The following is a 21,012-nucleotide window of genomic DNA, read 5'->3' as shown; positions in this document are numbered from 1 at the left end:
ATCAAACAAAAAATTAACAGAGGTGTATCATATGGAATTATTTGAAATTCGTAATGAGCTAGACAATTCAGCCGGAAAACTGGCGGACTTCAGGGGGTCTCTTTGACTTAGAAAACAAAGAGGCAAGAATAGCGGAATTGGAAGAGCGTATGACTGATCCAGAATTCTGGAATGACCAGCAAGGCGCTCAAACCGTTATTAATGAATTAAACGGGTTGAAAGACCTCGTCGTGGAATATAAAGATATGGTGGAAACACATGAAAACTTGGAAATGACCCATGAGTTATTAAAAGAAGAAAACGATGAAGACTTGCACAAGGAACTTTCTAGTGAAATGAAAGAATTTATGAAGCGTTTGGCCGATTATGAGCTTCAAATTCTTCTCAGCGAACCGCATGATAAAAACAATGCTATCTTGGAGCTTCATTCAGGGGCAGGCGGAACGGAGTCGCAGGACTGGGCGTCCATGTTGCTGCGCATGTATACACGCTGGGCAGAAAAACAGGGCTTTAAAGTGGAAACACTCGATTACTTGCCAGGTGACGAGGCCGGCGTCAAAAGTGTCACCCTTCTTATAAAAGGTCATAACGCGTACGGTTATTTGAAAGCGGAAAAAGGGGTTCACCGCCTCGTTCGTATTTCGCCATTTGATTCATCAGGCCGACGCCATACGTCTTTTTCATCATGTGAAGTCATGCCAGAATTTAACGACGAAATCGAAATCGATATTCGTACAGAAGATTTGAAAATCGATACGTACCGTGCGAGCGGCGCGGGTGGTCAGCATATTAATACGACGGACTCCGCTGTTCGGATTACTCATATTCCAACAAACGTTGTCGTGACGTGTCAAACAGAGCGTTCACAAATTAAAAACCGTGACCGTGCGATGAATATGCTAAAAGCGAAGTTGTATCAGCGCAGACTAGATGAACAGGCAGCAGAACTGTTAGAAATTCGCGGTGAACAAAAAGAAATTGGCTGGGGCAGTCAGATTCGTTCGTACGTCTTCCATCCTTATTCAATGGTAAAAGACCACCGTACAAATGAAGAAACAGGAAACATTCAAGCAGTAATGGATGGCGATTTGGACGCATTCATCAACGCATACCTTCGTTCACGTATATAAAAGGTCTAGACGCTGTCTTTCCGGATAGTACTTGTTTCAATAATGGTTTTAAAAAAGAGAAATCGTACCAGTTTTGTCATTTTAGCAAATGTTTTAAATCGGATGAAATTGGTATACTAATAAAAGCACGACAAACCATTTTCGAAGAGGGGGCTTTTTAGAATGGAATTGAAAAAATCATTGCTTGCGCTTATTCTCGGTTCATCCGTAGCACTTGCGGCATGCGGCGGCGGAAATGACGCAGCAAAAGACACAGAAAAGGCCGTTGATGAAGTGGAACAAAACACGGAAAATGCCGTTGATGAAACAGAGCAAAAGACAGAAAACGGTGTTGGTGAAACAACTACATCAGCAGCCGGCGAAGAAGTGTACAAGCAAAGTTGCCTAAGCTGTCACGGCGGTAACCTTGAAGGTGGATTTGGGCCAGCGCTTGACAAAGTGGGTGCAAAGTACAGCAAAGATGAGATCTTAGACATTATTCATAATGGTAAAGGTCAAATGCCTGCGAACGTCGCTGAAGGTGCAGATGCAGAAGCTGTTGCCTCATGGCTGGCAGAGAAAAAATAATGAATCAAAAAAGGACCATCTCAAACGGATTCCAATTGAGATGGCCTTTTTTTATGTATAAAAAGCGCCTCCCTTGCCATCCTATGGAAAAGGGAGTGTGATCAAATATGGCAGTTTGGCGAAGCGGTGAGGACAGTCTATTTTCTCTGTCAGCGACCGCAAATACGAAGCATCAAAATAGTGATGGCGGCCCGTTTTCCCTTTCAGCGGCTGAAAACACGAAGCAGCTTACCGCTCTGCTCGGTCAATCGGGAGATTTAAAAGAGCGGTCCTTTTTATTTAAGAATGCGGAAGGAAAGCTTTTGTATTTGGAAACGATTGTCGATTCCATACGGATTGAAGAAAGTATTCTTCGTCCTCTTTCAGAAACAGACATGCAAAAGGCAGAAGAAGCGCTGACGGTTTCAGAACGACAGGAAATGGCGGATTCAGAGAAAGCACTGACTGCTTTATTACAGGGGAAAGTGCTCCTTTTCTTTGAAGGACGCTCTATTTGCATCGCGTGTGGAGTGGAGAGATTTTCTACGCGCAGCATTATGGAGCCGATGAATGAAAAAGTAGTCCGTGGCGCCCATGATGGCTTCGTTGAAAGTTTAAACACGAATATTGCGTTAATAAGAGAGCGGATGAAAAGTCCGGGACTGATGATTGAATATGTCCAACTGGGCGAGAAAACAAATACACGTGTCGCGATTATTTACGAAAAAGAAATCGCCAATCCCGAGCTCGTCGAAGAGATGAAGCGGCGTGTAAATAGCATTGATATTGATATGATGTTTGACCCTGGATTTTTGGAAGATATGGTCGAAGATACAACGTTGTCTCCATTGCCACAAGTATTGCAGACGGAGCGTCCGGACCGGGCGATCGCCAATATGATGGACGGAAGAATTTTATTGTTTGGAGATGGAAGCCCGACGTGTATCATCATGCCGGTGACTTTTTTTGCGCTGTATCAGTCTCCAGATGATTACAATGACCGTACCTTCCCGGGCTCTTTTTACAGGCTTCTCCGATTTTTCTCTTTTTTCATTGCGATCTTGCTGCCGGGTTTTTATATAGCAATTGTCGGCTTTCACTACGAAGTGTTGCCGCCCGATCTGATTTTGAAAATGCAAGGGGGCGTTCAGACGATTCCGTTTCCGCCGATTATTGAAGTACTGGCGATGGAAGTAGCAATTGAGATCATACGGGAAGCCGGTATTAGACTTCCAACGCCCATCGGACAGACCATTGGGATCGTTGGTGGTCTCGTCATCGGTGATGCTGTTGTCAGCGCAGGGTTTGTCTCCCGTACAACCGTTATTGTTGTGGCGCTCACGGCGATTGCCTCCTTTGTCGCGCCGTCAACAGAAATGAGTACAGCCACTCGGCTCATTCGTTTCCCATTAATGATCACCGCTTCATTATTCGGCTTTTACGGGCTTATGTTTGGACTTATGTTCCTTTTTATTCACTTATGTAAGCTGGAATCACTCGGCAGACCCTATTTTGCGCCAATGGCTCCGTTTAATCTGAAAAACGTGCTACAGGATACGTTTATCAAACAGCCTGCTTGGAAGATGAACACACGGCCGTTGGACAGTCGTCCACTTAAAGAAGTTGCGGAGTCTGATTCAAGAGAGTGGAAGAAAAAATGAAATCACCTGCCACGATTTCACCTTTTCAACTGTTTTTCGTTCTGTTGCAAGCGCAAATAGGCATCGGCCTTTTAACAATACCTTACACGGCTCAAGTGGGAGCAGGAAAAGATGGCTGGATTTCCATTTTGCTTATGGGCCTGTTTGTACAAGGAGGCATTGCAGTAGCCTGGCTGCTTTCATCGCGCTTTCCAGGACTCACCTTGTATGAGTTTGCTCCGCTTCTTGTCGGGAAAATCATAGGTACCGTGCTGACGCTTTTGTATACGCTTTTCTTTTTCAGCATTGTTGCCCATCAGCTATCTCTTTTTCTTTCCATATCATCAAACTGGGCTTATCCACGAACACCGCATATTATCTATGCGGTGCTGAGTGTCGCAGTGACGGTGTACCTCGTAAAAGAAAATTTGAGGATTATGGCACGGTTTCTTGTCCTTGTATCTTTTTTACTATTAAGTATACCATTCGCGATCCTTCCGATCATTAACCATTTTGAGATACACTATTTGCTGCCCGTCGCTTCAAATGGAGTGGGGGCGATTATGAAAGGCAGTGAAAAACTAGTTCTGGCCTTTTCTGGATTCGAATTATTCATGTGGCTGTACCCTTTTACGGAAGGGTCAACAAAAGCCAAATGGAAAGCGGCTGCCGGGGCAAGTGCGGCATCCACAGTGCTTTATTCGTTCGTCACTTTTGCTTCCTATGCTATTTTCAGTCCGAAAGAAATAAAAGTCGTTCCGGAGCCGGTTTTATATATATTGAAAGAAGTCGAACTGATTGTCATTGAACGGATTGATCTTCTCTTTCTGACGATATGGGCTGTGTTTGTTTTGACAACGTTGATGATTTATTTATATATGGCATCGACGGGGCTGACGCACCTTTTGAAGGCAAAGGAGCACCGGAAACCGCTTTATGTGCTGGCTGTTCTCGTGATTCCATTGGCGATTGCAACTGAAAATCGGGAGACACTGGCGGGGATCGGGGATAAACTCAATAGCGTGTCCATCGTCCTTCTCTTTTTCATCCCGATCGTGTTGCTGATTGTCGCATTAATCCGAAAAAAACGGGAGGAATCGGTGTGAAAAAATGGATAGGACTGGGGCTTTCCTGCCTGCTACTGACAGGCTGTTGGGATGAACGTCAGCTAAAAGATCAAAATATCATCCTTGGCGCAGCGATTGATGCGCCTTCTAAGGAAGAAATAACGTTGACAATTGCTCTTCCACAACCAGGCAACGAGTCACAGCCGACCACGACAAAACAGATTGTATCGGCAACGGGACGAACGGTTCAAGAGAGTATATCTAAAATAGATCATAAAATAGGAAGCGGTTTACAAATGGGTAAAATGCAAGTTTTGCTTATTAGTAAAGAATCCGTTCAGCATGATATTTATCCGCTGCTGGATACCCTCTATCGGAATGCGGTAAGCTCGCTGAATGCAAAAATAATCATTACGGAAGGGGAGGCAGAACCATTTTTTAGAAATGAACTAGAAGGAGAGCCGCTGTACAGTCACTATTACAATAGCTTGATTAGAAGTGCCGAAGCTTTGACAATCGTGCCCAAGACGAATTTACAGCTGTTCGCTTCACCGCTATTTGATAAAAATGACGGTGAAGCGGCGATGGCCCCGCTCCTCGCGTTTAATAAAGAAGAGAAGACGGCGGAAGTAAAAGGAACAGCCCTTTTTGATGATAAGCATATGACGGGTGAATTGTCTGTAGCAGAAACGACCATGTTGCTTTTAATGAAAGACGAAAAGGAGAAAGAGGCTGCGCTGACATATCCAGTGGAAAAGGATAAGAGTATGACGATCCGGGTTGAAGAAATAAAGCGGAAAATGAAGATCCACGTGCCGAAGGACGGACCGGCAACGGTTGATTTATCGTATCAATTGCGTTACCGTACGATAGATTACCCGCCAGATCATTTAGGGGATAAAAAAGAGGTAAAAGAAGTGGATAAAAAACTGTCTGGGGAAATAAAAAAGTCGATGGAAAAAACGATGGATAAAATACAAGAAGCGCATTCCGACGTATTGGGCATCGGGCTCCGTGTACATGCGAAGGATCCAGACCGGTTTAAACAATTAAACTGGGATACCGCCTATCCGGAACTGAACGTCAAGATTAACGTGAAAGCAGAGCTTATCGAAAGTGGGATTACATTCTAATTTTGCACAGGTCATTCATCTCTGAAAAGAAAGGTGCGGGAAGAAATAAAATAAAGAATCCATTAAAAAACGTCCATCCGGGCGTTTTTTTTGTTGAAATAAAACGAAATGTGTTACAGCGTGAAATGAATCTGTAACACATTCTTTTCATTATGACAATTGAAAGAATGCTATAATGTTTTCGGAGTCGAAAACAGGATAAATGTGTCGGCTAAATAAAGAAACAAGGTGATTCAATGATCGAGATGCAACATGTGACAAAAAAATATCCGAACGGGGTCACGGCACTCTCAGGTGTTGATGTCAAAATTAAACAAGGCGAGTTTGTTTATATCGTCGGTCCAAGCGGTGCCGGGAAATCGACGTTTATTAAATTGATTTATCGTGAAGAAAAGCCGTCAGAAGGACGAGTCATGGTTGGCGGTATTAATACAGCTACACTTAGACAGCGTTCCATTCCAACATTGCGCCGCCAAGTCGGTGTAGTCTTTCAAGATTTCAAACTGCTGCCGCTCTTAAATGTGTATGAAAATGTGGCATTTGCACTTGAAGTGATTGAAGAGGAGCCAGCGGTTATTTACAAACGGGTCATGGAAGTGCTTGAACTTATTGGATTGAAACATAAAGCGCGCATGCTGCCGGCGGAATTATCCGGCGGAGAACAGCAACGCATCGCGATAGCCCGGTCGATCGTGAACCATCCAAAAGTCGTGATTGCGGATGAACCGACAGGGAATCTTGATCCGGATACATCGTGGGATATTATGCGCTTATTTGAAACAATTAACGAACAAGGCACGACAATTGTAATGGCCACGCATAATAAGGAAATTGTCAACACGATTCGACGGCGTGTGATTGCGATCGAAAACGGACGGATTGCCCGTGATGAACAGCGGGGTGATTACGGCTATGAAGCCTAGAACATTCCGTCGTCATTTTAGAGAAAGCTTTAAAAATTTACGCCGTAACGGCTGGATGACATTTGCAGCGGTTTCAGCGGTGACTGTTACATTGCTTTTGACCGGTGTTTTTCTTGTTATTATGCTGAATTTAAACAAAGTCGCGACAGATATTGAAAATGATGTAGAAGTACGTGTTCATATTAAACTGATCGCTGAAGAAGCGGACAAAGAGCAGCTCAAAATGCAAATAGAGTCTATACCAGAAGTAGAAAGTGTCGACTATTCTTCAAAAGAAGAAGAGCTGCAAAACATTATTCAAGACATGGGCAGTGATTTTTCTTTATTTGAACAGAGTAACCCGCTTTACGACGTATTCATTGTGAAAACAGCGCGCCCGCAAGATACACCGGATACTGCCCGGAAAATAGAACAGTTTGAATATACAGAAACGGCTGTCTACGGTGAAGAAAAAGTAGAGAATTTGTTTAGCTTTATGAAAACAGCACGCAACACAGGGGCTGTACTCGTAGCAGGGCTGTTGTTCACAGCGATGTTTTTAATATCAAATACTATTAAAATAACGATTTTTGCCCGCCGGAAAGAGATTGAAATTATGAAACTTGTAGGCGCAACGAACGGGTTTATTCGCTGGCCATTTTTACTAGAAGGGTTATGGATTGGTCTGCTCGGTTCGCTCATTCCGATTACAGCCATTGCCGTAGGTTATTATTATGCAGAACAGGCCCTTTCTGCCCGTCTGTCTGCTCATTTTATTGAATTTATCGGCTACTTGCCACTCGTACTGCCGGTAACAGGTTTGCTATTCATCATTGCCATTTTTATTGGCATATGGGGCAGCTTCATTTCAGTTAGACGATTTTTAAATGTATGAGAGTAGTAGATACAGGAACGAGAGGGGAAAAGAAGTTGAAAAGACGTTCTTATATGACGCTTATGATTGCGGCGTCGCTTGGATTCAGCCTCACAGGGGAGGCATTTGCCGCGAATCTTTCTGATCTTGAACAACGCAAGCAGGAGATTCAGTCACAAAAATCCGGATTAGAAAGCAATATTAGTGAGAAAGAACAACAAATTTCAAAACTTCAGCAGCAGCAAGATCAAGTAACAGTAGAAATTCGTAAACTGGATAAAGCGATTTCTGAAACAGAATCGAAAATTCGGGCAAAAGAAACCGAAATTGCAGAAACGAAAACGGAAATCAAACGCCTTCGAGCTGAAATTGAAGAGTTGAAAATCCGTATTGCTGAGCGGACAGTCGTATTAGAAGATCGTGCGCGTTCCATTCAGCAAAGCGGCGGTTCTGCTAGTTACATAGATGTCTTGCTTGGCGCAGAAAGCTTCGGTGATTTCATCAACCGTGCTACTGCTGTAACAACACTGGTAAACGCAGATAAAAATATTTTAGAAGAGCAAGAGAATGATAAAAAACAGCTTGAAGAAAGCGAACAAAAGGTAAAAGAACAGCTCGCGAATTTAGAAATGATGCTAAAAGAACTTAAAGCGATGAACGCACAGCTTGCAGAAAAACGTACGGCGAAAAACAATGTGATGAAAGGACTTGTGGCTGATGAGCATGAGGCGCATCATACAAAGCTGAGTCTTGAAGAAGAGCAGTCATTGCTTCAATCACAGGAAGCATCGATTCAAGCAGCAATTCAGGCGGAACAAGCAAGAATCGCTGAACAAAATCGTCTTGCTGCAGAAGCGAAACAACGAGCAGCAAAAGAAGCGGCACAAAGAGCCTCTGCACGAAAAAAAGCCGCTCAATCCGTTGCTCAAACGCCAGCAGATTCTAGACCATCTACAGTAGAAACAGTTCATTCAACTGGTACATCGACTAATTCAGGCGGTATGTTTATGCGCCCGGCACAAGGAACTTTTACGTCCGGATTCGGCATGCGCGACCTTGGCGACCATAAAGGGATCGACATCGCCAACAGTGCCAGTGTCCCGATTGTGGCGGCGGCAGACGGTGTTGTTAGCCGCTCGTATTACTCCGATACATATGGAAATGCAATCTTTATTTCCCATTCTATAAATGGTCAAGTATACACGACTGTTTATGCTCATATGTCAGAACGCATTGTTCAGGGCGGCAGCGTTCAAAAAGGCCAGATTATCGGTTACATGGGGAATACTGGTCGATCATTCGGTCAGCATCTTCACTTTGAAATTCATAAAGGGCCATGGACGCTCGGAAAAGAAAACGCCATCGATCCAGCACAATATATTAGTCTTTAACTGTTTAAGGGGTTGTCTCAAAAAAAATTGAGACAACCCTTTTTTTTATCCCGCATTAACGGGTAGTAAGTCCCCGCTTCAAGACTTCGAAAGGGGGGATAAACTGCCCGTAAAAGCCTGAGTGGTTTGGGCCGGCTGAAGCCGGTCACTCACAGGTATTGCGGCAGAACGCAGACTAAGATCGTCACGTCCTGTGAACCTACCCCCCCACTGAATGAAGTTTCACTTTATATGCTCACACTTTATAACATAATTTTCTTCTTTGGGGGAATAATGAGAAGCGTGAACGGTTTAATTTATGAAATAGTAAAGAGGTGAATCGGTTGAACATCTTATATTATGTGGCTTTCGCGATGATTTCCATATTATTTATCCTTTGTTTATTCATGCTTTTTGGTTGGCGTTGGATCGCCAAACAAATGGTTAAAAAAATGGGGAAAATTGCTTTAACGGACAGCTATCAAGAAAATATTATGGAATTAATGCCTGGCATGCGTCATATGGGCGTTCAAAATGTACTTGAAAATAGCTTACGTGCAGAGACAGGAGATCTCCTTCACCGTCCAATGGGCTCTTCAAAAAAATGGCCACATTTTGATCCGATTACCTTTATCCCTGCACAGACGACACCGTTTCCAGTAGATGGTGAAGCAGAAGTAGATGTGAAAGTAACGATTGGGCCAAAAGCAAAAAAACCAATGGAAATAAACGTACCGTTTATGATTAGCGGGATGGCTTATGGGGTTGCACTTAGTGAAGAAGTGAGACTTGCTTTAGCTGAAGCAGCTAAAAATGTAGGGACAGCCATTAATTCTGGTGAAGGAGGGGTCTTGCCAGAAGAGCTAGACAAAGCAGGTAAGTATATTTTACAGTTTTCAAAAACAAAATGGTCAAAAGAAGAGGACCTTATTAAGCGAGCAGACATGATTGAGATTAAATTAGGACAGGGTGCGTTAGTTGGGATGGGTGGAAAAATCTCACCTAAAAATTTAACCGGCCGTGCTCGTGAAGTGATGGGTCTTAAGGAAAATGAGGATGCCGTCATTTTTGAACATTTTTATGAAAATCAAACATTAGAAGATCTTAAAGGACTTGTTGAGAAACTGCGGAACCTATCAGGCGGTGTGCCCATTGGTGTGAAAATGGGGGCGGGCGGTAAAATTGAAGAAGATATTGATCATGTATTAAGCATGGGTGTTGATTACATTGCGATTGATGGTGGACAAGCGGCTACAATGGGTGCCCCTCCCATTTTATCCGATGACTTTGGAATACCGACATTGCATGCGGTTGTCCGGGCGGTTAACCATCTAGAAAAGAGAAAAATGAAGGATCAAGTTAGTTTAATTGTCTCAGGTGGGATGTTGACACCTGGTCACTTTTTAAAAGTACTTGCGCTCGGTGCTGACGCTGTTTATTTAGGGTCTGTTATGTTATTTACCGTTTCACATAGTCAATCATTGAGTGCACTTCCATTTGAACCACCTACACAAGTTGTTTGGAATGAAGGGAAATTCAAGAACCAATTTAAAGCTGAAGATGGAGTAAAGGCAGCAGAAAAATTTTTAACATCATGTACGGAAGAAATACGAATTGCGTTAAGGGGAATGGGGAAACGTTCTTTAAAAGAACTGTCAAAAAAAGACTTGGTTTCCTATGATCAATTAACCGCAGAAATGATTGACATTCCATTTTCATTTAAACCTATTGAGAAGAGTGACAAACCTAATGTGAGAACAGACAATCAAAGAAGTGTAACGTTTGAGAAATTTAAAGTTAAAATAAAAGAATAGCTATTAGATAGGCCGTCCGCCCTGCCGATGATTTACTGCCTGCATACTCTGTAAGAGTAAAGAACAGGGGGGTGGATTAGCATGAGTGGACAAAAAGAAAATAATTTCGGCGGTGGCTACGCGTTGATCGTTGTTCTGTTCATCTTGCTTATTATCGTCGGCGCAGCGTACGTTGGTTGGGGTTACTAATATAGGAAAGCCGCTAGACAAGCGGCTTTTTTGCTGTGTATCGACAAGCGTATGAAATGATCAGAAATAGATCATATGATAATATAGTAGAAGAAGCAGAAGGAGACCATATGGAATATATTCAAATTGCTAATGTGACAATGCCTGTTCAACAGCCAGCTGTTATGATAGCCTTGTTTGGTGCTTGGCTGTACGTGCGTATTCAATACGGAAAATCGTTCGCGGACCGCTTTAGTAATACCGCTTTTTTATTCGTGATCGTTTGGAAATTCAGCATCATTCTTTTTCAATTCCCGCTCGTTTTACAAGCGCCGATGTCCATTCTCTATTTTAACGGAGGCACATACGGATTCTGGCTTGGACTTGCTATTGCCCTTTTATATATGTATATAAACAAAATGCCGTCTTTTAAAACGGCTGGAGCGTGGGCTGCAATCATTGTCTTGTATCCGCTTGCGTTGTCCGTAATGGCAGGCACGTGGACGATTTGGACTATCACGCAGGCAGCAGGAAGTATCCTCTTTTTCTTTGTAGCGAAAGAAGGACTGGAGCGTGCACTCACGCTGCTGTTATTTTGGCAGTTGCTCTTTTTATCAGCAGAAGGCGGTCTTTTTGGGATGGAATCATTCGTATACATAATCGTCACAGTATATTTCATTATTTGGAGGAAGAAAACATGAACAAAAAATGGTTTGGTGTCCTCTTGCTGGCGTTCTTAATCGGAATTACCGGGTTTAATTTGTACAGCGACCGGAAAGATGTCACGGAAATTAAAAACACTGGGATGGCTGTCAATGATGACGTAACAGGTATTGCGCAAGGCGAAAAAGCACCTGATTTCACCGTGAAAACGTTGGATGGCAAAGAAGTAAAACTATCTGACTACGAAGGGAAAAAAGTATTTTTAAATTTCTGGGCGACATGGTGCCCACCTTGTAAAGCGGAAATGCCGCATATGCAGTCTTATTATGAGAGGGAACCGGAAAACGTCGAAATACTCGCGATTAATTTAGAAGAAAGTAACAAGAAAATCAGTGAATTCGTGGATCAGTACGGATTAACGTTCCCAGTATTAATGGATGAAGACGGAATGGTAGCTGAAACATATGAAGTGTATACGATTCCCACAACGTATGTATTAAACGAAGATGGCACCGTTCACCAAAAAATTATCGGTCCGATGGATGAATCGATGATGAATGATTTAATGAAAGAGTAATCCGTCTATTATAGACGGATTTGTTTTTGTGCAAATTCAGGAATATAATAAAGTAAATCTTCCATCCGTGGGGTTTAAGCCCACAGGACGTGGGTCATGCAGAAGTTGTTATAGAAAGTGAAGGTCTTAGTTTGCGATCTGCTCATCCCCACTGAATAAACAGGAACTCAGGTAAATGGCGCCGCGTCCTGCGGCAATACCTGAGTGACCGGCTTCAGCCGGCCCGAACCAATCGGGCTTTTACGGGCAGTTGATCCCCTGCTTATCCTTCTTTTCTTTTCGAAGTCTTGAAGTGGGGGTCTTACTGCCCGTTAATCTGCAATAAATAAGGGAAAAGGAGTGAGGGAGTTGGACTCATTTAATACGAAAGCCATACATGGCAACAAACTGCCGGCATTCATTCAAAGTAAAGTAACACCTATTTATCAAACATCGGTGTTTTCATTCAATAGTTTAGAAGAGATGGAAGGCTATTATAGTGGCGATTCACCTTATTTATACACGCGTGTTGGCAACCCGAATTCAGATGAACTGGCAAATGTCACGGCTCGTCTTGAAGGAGCGCCTGCTGGGGCGGCCGCATCTTCTGGACTCGGTGCTATTATGGCTGCCGTGCTTGCGGTGGCGAAAAGCGGTGACCATCTCGTCGCAGCGCACGATGTATACGGCGGAACTTTTTATATGTTAAAAGAAGAATTGGCCCGCATGGGAATCGAAACATCCTTCGTTGACTTTGAAGATAAACAGGCGGTTGAAGCAGCCATTCGTCCGGAAACGGTCATTTTATATACAGAATCGGTCACGAATCCGTTTTTGCGTGTTGAAAATATAGAAGAGATGGCAGCAGTCGCGAAAAAACATGATCTTGTTTTTATTGTTGATAATACGTTTGCGACACCTTATCTCGTCCAGCCGTATGCGCTTGGTGCAGATCTTGTTGTTCATTCAGCGACAAAATACATTGGGGGGCATAGCGATGTATCAGCCGGCGTGTTATGTGGAAAAGAAGAATACGTCGAATTGGCCCGCAGCCGCATTGTAAACATCGGCTTAAATTTAAGCCCATTCGAATCATGGCTTGCATGCCGTGGAGCGAAAACACTCGGTCTCCGGATGGAGAGACAGTCAGCGAATGCACAAAAAGCGGCAGAATGGCTCACCTCACAGCCAAAAGTAAAAAAAGTGTTTTATCCAACGACCGTATCTGACAAAGGAAATGGCGCGATTATTACCATTCATCTTGCTGATGATGCGGATGAATCAGGCTTTTTTCGTTCACTCGGCTGGATTCAGCTCGTTCCATCACTTGCAGGGGTTGAAACGACCGTGTCATGGCCGTTTGGTACGTCTCATCGTGCGTTGTCACTGGAAGAAAAGAAGGCAGTCGGTGTATCCGAAAAAACGGTTCGAATCTCGATCGGAATTGAAGAAGCAGCTGATATTATCGGCCAGCTTGAGAATGCACTGGCTGGTGCTTGACGAAAAAGTGTCTTGACAGTTCACGCTTGTCCAAGCTTTCTGGTACAATAAAGGAAAGAATTGTGTGCAACGTTTTGGAGGGACACTTATGGCTTTAGACTGGCTCTTACAATTGGCATCTGCTGCTTTAAAATTATTTATACATCCTATTTTTTATTTCTCATTCATTCTTGCATTTATCGTTGGGATGTTTCGTGTGACACGTGAACGAAAAGATTTCAGTACACGCATCTACGATATTTATCAGGAAATCCGGTTTATTTTGCCATCGAGCCTTGCGATCGGTGCTATATTATCCATGATCACGATAGCCGCCGGATTGGCATTGCCATCGGGACTGCTCAACTTTATAGCGGCGGTTTTAATTATCTTCAGCATCGGAGGCTTTTTTCTTCTGTCACCGGCATGGACGATGGGGGCTGCTTATGGCCTATTTGTTTTATCAGAATGGTTTGACTATCCGTTCATTCCATATGGCAACCTGCATTTACAAGCGATTTTAACTGTGCTTTCGATCGTTACCGCACTTCTTGTTATAGCGGAAGGCGTGCTGATACGGAAGCGAGGTCATCAAGGTACCTCACCGCGCATTGAAACGAGTAAACGCGGCTTAAAAACAGCTGTGCACCTTGCACGCCGTCTCTGGCTTGTCCCAGTCTTTTTACCGGTTCCATCAAGCAGACCACTCGAACCATTCATGGACTGGTGGCCAGTTATTGATACAGGTGCTGTCTCTTATAGTTTCGTCTTGTTTCCATTTTTGATCGGTTTTTCGATGACTGTAAGAAGTACATTGCCATCATTAGCTGTTAAATCGACTGGGAAAAGCATTATGATAGCCGGCGTGCTTACATTATTCATCGCTGCCTCCTCTTACTGGATTTGGCAGTTGTCTGCGGTCGCTGTTTTATTTGTAGTACTTGCCCGTCTCGCCATTATGCTCCGTCATTACAATTATGAAAAACACCGTCCTTACTTTTTTACGACACAGTCAAAAGGAGTCATTATAGCCGGCGTTCTGCCAGCATCTCCCGCTCAGAAAATGAGGCTTGACATTGGTGAAATCATAACGAAGGTAAATGGGGTGCAGGTTAGCAGTGAACCTGAATTTTATAAAGCGCTGCAAATAAATGGGGCGTACTGCAAACTTGAAGTGATCGGGACGAATGACCAGCTTCGCTTCGTACAAGGGTCGATTTATGCAAATGATCATCATGAACTTGGCTTAATTTTTGCCCCTGAAGAAAAAGAATATATGGATGACTCTATCTTTACTGAATAAACGTCCTCATGGCAGGGCGTTTTTTGGCGTCAAAAAATGAAATCTACCCATTTTCATCTACATAGAGCCGATTTTCTTTTTTTTGTGCCCATTTACCGGTACAATAGTCATAATATACTGAAAGGAAGCGAACAATATGGGTGTACATACATATTTTAAAAGTTTGTCAGATCTTGAACATTTGTACCGTTTACCAGGGAAATTTAAATTTCAGATGCATACGGTTGCTGCGCATTCCTTTAAAGTGACGAAAATCGCCCAATTTTTAGGTACGGTCGAGGAACTGGCCGGTGAGACAGTCAATTGGAGGTCACTTTATGAAAAGGCGCTGAACCATGATTATGCGGAGCTGTTTACAGGAGATATTAAAACACCGGTCAAATACGCGACAGCTGAATTGAAGGAATTGTTTTCACAGGTGGAAGAACAGATGGCACGTAAATTTATTGAAGAGGAATTTCCAGAAGAATTTCATGAAGCATATTTGAGACGATTGAGAGAAGGAAAAGATAGCTCGCTTGAAGGTCGTATTTTATCCGTTGCCGATAAAGTTGATTTGCTTTACGAAGCATACGGTGAAGTGTTAAAGCGTAACCCGGACCCGCTCTTTTTTGAAATTTATGAAGAAGCGTTGAATACAATTTTAAAATTCAACGAGCTGCATTGTGTAAAATATTTCGTTGACTACATTATGCCGGACATGCTTGCGGAAAAGTTTATGCCGCATAGTGAACTGCGTGATTTAACAGAACGTATTATTCAGCTTCGTAAGTAATCTAATCTTTTCACCTCTTCGTAAATGAGCTATGATAAAAGAAAACAATTTTAGGAGGACGCAGATGGTCGATAAGATGATCTTGGCGTTGTTGATGCCTGCTTTGCTTGTGGTCTTGTTTTCACGCGTGACATACAACCAGTTTGTCGGTCTTGTGCTGACGGTCGCGCTTATTGCTGCCTCTGCCTATAAAGGATATACCCATACGTGGGACCTCATTATTATTGATGCTGCTTCGCTGACAGCTGGTTTATGGCTGTCCAACCGGATGATGAAGCAGTTGAAATTAAAATTAAACTGACACCGAAAAATTTTTGGTGTTTTTTTTTATCCCGCATTAACGGGCAGTAAGATTCCCACTTTGAGAGTATGGAAAGAAAGAAGGCTTTGTTTGGGATCAACTGTCCGTAAAAGTCTGATCGGTTCGGGCCAGACTGAGCCTAGTCACTCATGGCCGCAGGATGTGGTGCACCTTACCTAGGTTTCCGGGGATAACGGAACGCAGACTAAAACCGTCACGTCCTGTGACAACGTCTGCATGACCCACATCCTGCGGGACTCCGAACTAGTGTGCGCTTTTTGCTGGCATATTTTGTTTCGTTCATGTTAAAATAGGAATTATATATAAACGAGAAGGTTAAAAGAATTAAGGGGGCCTGTGCGTTGGAGCATGAGTTTAAATTAGTATCAAAATATAAACCAGAAGGCGATCAACCGGCAGCGATTGCGGAACTCGTTGCCGGAATTGAGAGCGGAAAAAAACAGCAGACGCTGCTTGGCGCGACAGGTACGGGGAAAACTTTCACTATATCTAATGTTATTAAAGAAGTAAAGAAGCCGACACTCGTTATAGCACATAATAAAACGCTTGCTGGCCAGCTATACAGTGAGTTTAAAGAGTTTTTCCCAGATAACGCAGTTGAATATTTTGTTAGTTTTTATGACTATTATCAGCCGGAAGCGTATATGCCGCATACCGATACGTTTATTGAAAAAGATGCAACCGTGAACGATGAAATCAATGAATTGCGCCATTCCGCAACATCGTCTTTATTTGAACGTAAAGATGTGATCATTATCGCGTCCGTCTCGTGTATATACGGTCTCGGTTCTCCTGAAGAATACAGTGAATTGGGTATATCACTCCGGACAGGTATGGAAATCGGCCGCAATGAAATGCTAAGACGGTTTGTTGATATTCAATATGAAAGAAATGATATTGATTTTAAGCGAGGGACGTTCCGTGTGCGTGGCGATGTGGTGGAAATTTTACGTGCATCCCACGATAACTATTGCATCCGTATTGAATTTTTCGGTGATGAAATTGATCGAATAAGAGAAGTGGACCCGCTTACAGGCGAAATTCTCGGTGAACGTGATCACGTATTCATTTTTCCGGCATCTCACTTTGTTACTCGTGAAGAAAAGCTGAACAAGGCAATCAAAAGTATTGAGGAAGAACTGGAAGAACGGTTGACAGAGCTGCGTGCGGAAGAAAAATTGCTTGAAGCGCAAAGGCTTGAACAGCGGACGCGCTACGATCTCGAAATGATGCGGGAAATGGGTTTTTGCTCGGGAATTGAAAACTACTCGCGTCATTTAACGCTTCGGCCGCCTGGTTCAACGCCGTATACGCTGCTTGACTATTTTCCCGATGACTTTTTAATGGTTATCGATGAATCGCACGTGACATTGCCTCAAGTGCGCGGCATGTATAACGGTGACCAGGCACGGAAGCAGGTGCTTGTCGACCATGGTTTCCGTCTTCCATCTGCGAAAGACAACCGGCCGCTGACATTTACTGAATTTGAAGATCATATTCGCCAAGTTGTATACGTGTCGGCAACGCCGGGGCCGTATGAACTCGAACAAACACCAAACATGACTGAGCAAATTATTAGACCGACTGGACTGCTTGATCCAACGATTGAAATTCGGCCGATTGAAGGACAGATTGATGATTTACTCGGCGAAATTAATGACCGTGTGGCGAAAAATGAACGTGTGCTTGTCACAACATTGACGAAAAAGATGTCCGAAGATTTAACCGATTATTTAAAAGAGGTCGGTGTGAAAGTACAATATTTACATTCGGAAGTTAAAACGCTTGAGCGAATTGAAATTATTCGTGACTTGCGTATCGGGAAATATGATGTGCTTGTCGGCATTAATTTGCTAAGAGAAGGGCTAGATATTCCGGAAGTGTCCCTTGTGACCATTTTGGATGCAGATAAAGAAGGGTTTCTTCGTTCAGAGCGGTCCCTCATTCAAACGATGGGCCGTGCTGCCCGTAACGCGGAAGGGCATGTCATTATGTATGCGGACAAAATCACAGAATCAATGACAAAAGCAATAAATGAAACGAAACGCCGCCGTGAAATTCAAGAAGCATATAACGTGAAGCATAGTGTGACACCAACAACGATTCAAAAAGACATTCGCGACGGCATCCGTGTGACACAAGTAGCCGAAGATGGCGGCACGTATACATCAAAAATAACGGGGAAGAAAATGACAGCGAAAGAGCGCAATAAGCTGATGATAAGTCTTGAAACGGAAATGAAACAAGCAGCTAAAGCGCTTGATTTCGAGCGGGCTGCTGATCTTCGCGATGCATTGTTTGAATTGAAATCAGAATAGAGGTGAGTGTTCATGGCGATTGATCATATATCGGTAAAAGGGGCACGTGCCCATAATTTAAAAAACATTGATATAACGATTCCACGAGACAAGCTTGTCGTATTGACAGGACTATCTGGATCGGGGAAATCATCTCTTGCATTTGATACGATTTATGCAGAGGGACAGCGGCGCTATGTCGAGTCTCTATCTGCCTACGCTCGTCAGTTTTTAGGACAGATGGACAAACCGGATGTTGATTCAATTGAAGGATTATCACCGGCGATTTCGATTGATCAGAAGACAACGAGCCGCAACCCGCGCTCGACGGTCGGGACAGTAACAGAAATATATGATTACTTGCGTCTATTGTATGCAAGGGTTGGCCGTCCAGTTTGTCCGATTCACGGGATTGAAATTTCATCACAGACGATCGGACAGATGGTGGACCGCCTGATGGAACTTGAAGACCGGACGAAAATACAAGTGCTGGCACCGATTATTTCCGGACGAAAAGGAACGCATGCTAAAGTATTTGAAGATGTGAAACGACAAGGGTACGTACGTGTCCGCGTGAACGGGGATATGCGTGATCTTGAGGAAGAGATTGAGCTTGAGAAAAATAAAAAGCATTCGATCGAAGTTATTATTGATCGGATTGTCATAAAAGAAGGGATAGAGGCGCGTCTCGCTGATTCACTTGAAACGGCGCTTCGTCTCGGTGAAGGCAACGTGATTATTGATGTCATGGAAAAAGAAGAATTGCTGTTCAGTGAACATCACGCTTGCCCACACTGCGGTTTTTCAGTTGGCGAACTTGAACCGCGTATGTTCTCATTTAATAGCCCGTACGGTGCCTGTCCGACATGTGATGGCCTTGGTATGAAGAAAAAAGTCGATGTTGATCTCGTTATACCGAATCGAGAGCTGTCGCTTAATGAAAATGCCATCGCTCCGTGGGAACCGGTTAGTTCGCAGTATTATCCCCAGCTATTAAAAGCAGTGTGTCTACATTATGGTATTCATATGGATACGCCGGTGAACGAGTTGCCTGACGATCAATTAGATAAGCTGTTAAACGGTTCAGGGAAAGAGAAAATCCGCTTTCGTTACGAAAATGATTTCGGACAGATTCGAGACAATCAGATTGAATTTGAAGGTGTTTTACATAATATTGAACGCCGGTATAAAGAAACTAGTTCTGATTATATACGCGATCAAATGGAGAAATACATGGGCGAGTCAAGATGTCCGACATGTAAAGGGCACCGTCTAAAAAGAGAAAGTCTCGCTGTGAAAATGAATGGGTTAACGATTTCACAGGTGACCGATTTTTCCATTCAAGAAACAGCAGACTTTTTTAAAGGCATCGAATTAACAGAGAAAGAAATGCAAATTGCACGGCTCGTTTTACGGGAAATTGCTGAAAGGCTTGGCTTTTTAATTGACGTGGGGCTTGATTATTTAACATTAAGCCGTGCTGCCGGTACGTTATCAGGCGGTGAAGCGCAACGGATCCGATTAGCGACACAAATTGGTTCACGCTTAACAGGTGTGTTATACATTCTCGATGAGCCGTCAATTGGTCTCCATCAGCGCGATAATGACCGATTAATTCGTACGATGCAAAACATGCGTGACATCGGCAACACGCTGATTGTTGTGGAGCATGATGAAGATACGATGATGGCCGCCGACTATTTAATCGACATTGGACCTGGTGCAGGTGTGCACGGCGGCGAAGTGATTGCAGCGGGTACACCGGAAGAAGTCATGAAAAACGACAAGTCACTAACTGGGCGATATTTATCCGGTGACAAGTTTATTCCGCTTCCGGACGAGCGCCGCAAACCGGATGGCCGCTGGATTGAAGTGACTGGGGCGAAAGAAAATAATTTGAAAAATGTCAAAGCGAAATTCCCGCTTGGCTTATTTACAGCCGTTACCGGCGTATCTGGATCGGGGAAAAGTACACTCATCAATGAAATTTTGTACAAATCACTTGCACAGAAACTGAATAGAGCAAAAAGCCGTCCCGGTGCACATAAAGAAGTGAAAGGCATCGACCAGCTTGAAAAAGTAATTGATATTGATCAGTCGCCAATCGGTCGGACACCAAGGTCTAATCCGGCAACGTATACCGGTGTGTTTGATGATATTCGGGATGTATTTGCACAGACAAATGAAGCAAAAGTGCGCGGCTATAAAAAAGGCCGCTTTAGCTTTAATGTAAAAGGCGGGCGCTGTGAAGCGTGCCGCGGTGATGGAATCATCAAAATTGAAATGCACTTTTTGCCGGACGTCTACGTGCCATGCGAAGTATGCCAAGGCAAAAGGTATAACCGTGAAACACTTGAAGTAAAATATAAAGGAAAGAATATTTCGGATGTGCTCGAAATGACTGTTGATGATGCCCTCCTCTATTTTGAAAACATCCCGAAAATTAGTCGGAAGCTGCAGACGATTGTGGACGTTGGGCTAGGCTACATGACGCTAGGACAACCGGCCACCACACTTTCGGGCGGAGAAGCGCAGCGTGTGAAACTTGCATCGGAACTGCACCGCCGTTCAAATGGACGTTCTTTTTATATTCTGGATGAGCCGACGACTGGCCTTCATACAGACGATATTGCAAGGCTTCTTGACGTATTACAGCGGCTTGTTGAAAATGGCGATACGGTTCTTGTCATCGAGCATAATCTCGACGTCATTAAAGCAGCTGACTACGTAGTTGATCTCGGTCCTGAAGGCGGCGATAAAGGAGGAATCATTGTGGCATCCGGTACACCGGAAGACATAGCTGATACAAAAGAATCGTATACTGGTTACTATTTGAAGAAAATTTTAGAACGTGACCGGGAACGAATGACCGTACTATCAACATAAAGTGAAACTTCCATCTGTGGGGTTTTAGGCCCGCAGGACGTGGGTCTTGCAGACGTTGTTACAGGATGTGACGATCTTAGTCTGCAC

Annotated in this window: 18 protein-coding genes; all 18 read left to right on the top strand. The window is 43.6% G+C overall.

Annotation, left to right across the window (positions count from 1 at the left end):
• The first annotated feature begins 31 nt into the window (after nucleotides 1–31).
• The 18 genes from prfB to uvrA all read left to right on the top strand — a co-directional run bounded on the left by prfB (nucleotide 32) and on the right by uvrA (nucleotide 20,925).
• A protein-coding gene (gene prfB, locus BLL40_RS10440) for a peptide chain release factor 2 (RefSeq protein ID WP_143180117.1) occupies nucleotides 32–1,130 on the top strand; the annotation gives its coding sequence in 2 pieces (ribosomal slippage) (nucleotides 32–103 and nucleotides 105–1,130; 1,098 coding nt in all).
• A 168-nt stretch (nucleotides 1,131–1,298) separates the two neighbouring features.
• Nucleotides 1,299–1,697, top strand: a complete 399-nt coding sequence (gene cccB, locus BLL40_RS10435) for a cytochrome c551 (RefSeq protein WP_073711978.1) — start codon at nucleotides 1,299–1,301, stop codon at nucleotides 1,695–1,697.
• A 107-nt stretch (nucleotides 1,698–1,804) separates the two neighbouring features.
• Entirely contained in the window at nucleotides 1,805–3,337 is a 1,533-nt protein-coding gene (locus tag BLL40_RS10430) for a spore germination protein (RefSeq protein ID WP_073711844.1), read from the top strand.
• Nucleotides 3,334–4,422: a GerAB/ArcD/ProY family transporter gene (locus tag BLL40_RS10425; protein ID WP_073711977.1), complete on the top strand. Its 1,089-nt coding sequence runs from the start codon at nucleotides 3,334–3,336 to the stop codon at nucleotides 4,420–4,422. The genes BLL40_RS10430 and BLL40_RS10425 overlap by 4 nt, the downstream gene beginning before the upstream one ends.
• Complete coding sequence (locus tag BLL40_RS10420; RefSeq protein WP_073711843.1) at nucleotides 4,419–5,516, top strand: Ger(x)C family spore germination protein; 1,098 nt, start codon at nucleotides 4,419–4,421, stop codon at nucleotides 5,514–5,516. The genes BLL40_RS10425 and BLL40_RS10420 overlap by 4 nt, the downstream gene beginning before the upstream one ends.
• A 236-nt stretch (nucleotides 5,517–5,752) precedes the next feature.
• Entirely contained in the window at nucleotides 5,753–6,439 is a 687-nt protein-coding gene (ftsE, locus tag BLL40_RS10415) for a cell division ATP-binding protein FtsE (protein ID WP_073711842.1), read from the top strand.
• Nucleotides 6,429–7,313: a permease-like cell division protein FtsX gene (gene ftsX, locus BLL40_RS10410; protein WP_073711841.1), complete on the top strand. Its 885-nt coding sequence runs from the start codon at nucleotides 6,429–6,431 to the stop codon at nucleotides 7,311–7,313. The genes ftsE and ftsX overlap by 11 nt, the downstream gene beginning before the upstream one ends.
• Nucleotides 7,314–7,348: 35 nt before the next feature.
• Entirely contained in the window at nucleotides 7,349–8,683 is a 1,335-nt protein-coding gene (locus tag BLL40_RS10405) for a murein hydrolase activator EnvC family protein (protein ID WP_073711840.1), read from the top strand.
• 353 nt (nucleotides 8,684–9,036) lie between these two features.
• Nucleotides 9,037–10,476: an FMN-binding glutamate synthase family protein gene (locus BLL40_RS10400; protein WP_073711976.1), complete on the top strand. Its 1,440-nt coding sequence runs from the start codon at nucleotides 9,037–9,039 to the stop codon at nucleotides 10,474–10,476.
• Between the two features lie 81 nt (nucleotides 10,477–10,557).
• A complete protein-coding gene (locus BLL40_RS10395; RefSeq protein WP_073711839.1) occupies nucleotides 10,558–10,665 on the top strand; it encodes a YjcZ family sporulation protein in 108 nt (35 codons plus the stop codon).
• A gap of 110 nt (nucleotides 10,666–10,775) precedes the next feature.
• On the top strand, nucleotides 10,776–11,345 hold the full coding sequence (locus BLL40_RS10390; protein ID WP_143180116.1) for a hypothetical protein: 570 nt from the start codon (nucleotides 10,776–10,778) through the stop codon (nucleotides 11,343–11,345).
• The gene (locus tag BLL40_RS10385) at nucleotides 11,342–11,884 is read left to right on the top strand and encodes a redoxin domain-containing protein (protein WP_073711837.1); all 543 of its coding nucleotides are present in this window, start codon (nucleotides 11,342–11,344) and stop codon (nucleotides 11,882–11,884) included. The genes BLL40_RS10390 and BLL40_RS10385 overlap by 4 nt, the downstream gene beginning before the upstream one ends.
• A 348-nt stretch (nucleotides 11,885–12,232) precedes the next feature.
• Nucleotides 12,233–13,363: a trans-sulfuration enzyme family protein gene (locus BLL40_RS10380; RefSeq protein ID WP_073711836.1), complete on the top strand. Its 1,131-nt coding sequence runs from the start codon at nucleotides 12,233–12,235 to the stop codon at nucleotides 13,361–13,363.
• Between the two features lie 88 nt (nucleotides 13,364–13,451).
• The gene (locus BLL40_RS10375; RefSeq protein ID WP_073711835.1) at nucleotides 13,452–14,645 is read left to right on the top strand and encodes a PDZ domain-containing protein; all 1,194 of its coding nucleotides are present in this window, start codon (nucleotides 13,452–13,454) and stop codon (nucleotides 14,643–14,645) included.
• A 136-nt stretch (nucleotides 14,646–14,781) separates the two neighbouring features.
• Nucleotides 14,782–15,420, top strand: a complete 639-nt coding sequence (locus tag BLL40_RS10370; protein ID WP_073711834.1) for a YfbR-like 5'-deoxynucleotidase — start codon at nucleotides 14,782–14,784, stop codon at nucleotides 15,418–15,420.
• 64 nt (nucleotides 15,421–15,484) lie between these two features.
• Nucleotides 15,485–15,721, top strand: a complete 237-nt coding sequence (locus tag BLL40_RS10365; RefSeq protein ID WP_073711833.1) for a CsbA family protein — start codon at nucleotides 15,485–15,487, stop codon at nucleotides 15,719–15,721.
• A 362-nt stretch (nucleotides 15,722–16,083) separates the two neighbouring features.
• On the top strand, nucleotides 16,084–18,060 hold the full coding sequence (gene uvrB / locus BLL40_RS10360) for an excinuclease ABC subunit UvrB (RefSeq protein WP_073711832.1): 1,977 nt from the start codon (nucleotides 16,084–16,086) through the stop codon (nucleotides 18,058–18,060).
• Between the two features lie 12 nt (nucleotides 18,061–18,072).
• Complete coding sequence (uvrA, locus tag BLL40_RS10355) at nucleotides 18,073–20,925, top strand: excinuclease ABC subunit UvrA (protein WP_073711831.1); 2,853 nt, start codon at nucleotides 18,073–18,075, stop codon at nucleotides 20,923–20,925.
• The last annotated feature ends 87 nt before the right edge of the window (nucleotides 20,926–21,012 follow it).

This window comes from Domibacillus mangrovi, assembly GCF_001906925.1.
In the GTDB taxonomy this organism is placed as follows: Bacteria; Bacillota; Bacilli; order Bacillales; family Domibacillaceae; genus Domibacillus; species Domibacillus mangrovi.
This window is presented reverse-complemented; position numbering and strand designations above follow the sequence as displayed.

What these genes read in the sequence shown, in the direction of transcription:
- ftsE (WP_073711842.1), top strand. Translation starts at nt 5,753, where the DNA reads ATGATCGAGATGCAACATGTGACAAAAAAATATCCGAACGGGGTCACG.
- BLL40_RS10365 (WP_073711833.1), top strand. Translation starts at nt 15,485, where the DNA reads ATGGTCGATAAGATGATCTTGGCGTTGTTGATGCCTGCTTTGCTTGTG.
- BLL40_RS10370 (WP_073711834.1), top strand. Translation starts at nt 14,782, where the DNA reads ATGGGTGTACATACATATTTTAAAAGTTTGTCAGATCTTGAACATTTG.
- BLL40_RS10400 (WP_073711976.1), top strand. Translation starts at nt 9,037, where the DNA reads ATGATTTCCATATTATTTATCCTTTGTTTATTCATGCTTTTTGGTTGG.
- BLL40_RS10375 (WP_073711835.1), top strand. Translation starts at nt 13,452, where the DNA reads ATGGCTTTAGACTGGCTCTTACAATTGGCATCTGCTGCTTTAAAATTA.
- ftsX (WP_073711841.1), top strand. Translation starts at nt 6,429, where the DNA reads ATGAAGCCTAGAACATTCCGTCGTCATTTTAGAGAAAGCTTTAAAAAT.
- BLL40_RS10425 (WP_073711977.1), top strand. Translation starts at nt 3,334, where the DNA reads ATGAAATCACCTGCCACGATTTCACCTTTTCAACTGTTTTTCGTTCTG.
- BLL40_RS10430 (WP_073711844.1), top strand. Translation starts at nt 1,805, where the DNA reads ATGGCAGTTTGGCGAAGCGGTGAGGACAGTCTATTTTCTCTGTCAGCG.
- BLL40_RS10385 (WP_073711837.1), top strand. Translation starts at nt 11,342, where the DNA reads ATGAACAAAAAATGGTTTGGTGTCCTCTTGCTGGCGTTCTTAATCGGA.
- BLL40_RS10390 (WP_143180116.1), top strand. Translation starts at nt 10,776, where the DNA reads ATGGAATATATTCAAATTGCTAATGTGACAATGCCTGTTCAACAGCCA.
- BLL40_RS10395 (WP_073711839.1), top strand. Translation starts at nt 10,558, where the DNA reads ATGAGTGGACAAAAAGAAAATAATTTCGGCGGTGGCTACGCGTTGATC.
- uvrA (WP_073711831.1), top strand. Translation starts at nt 18,073, where the DNA reads ATGGCGATTGATCATATATCGGTAAAAGGGGCACGTGCCCATAATTTA.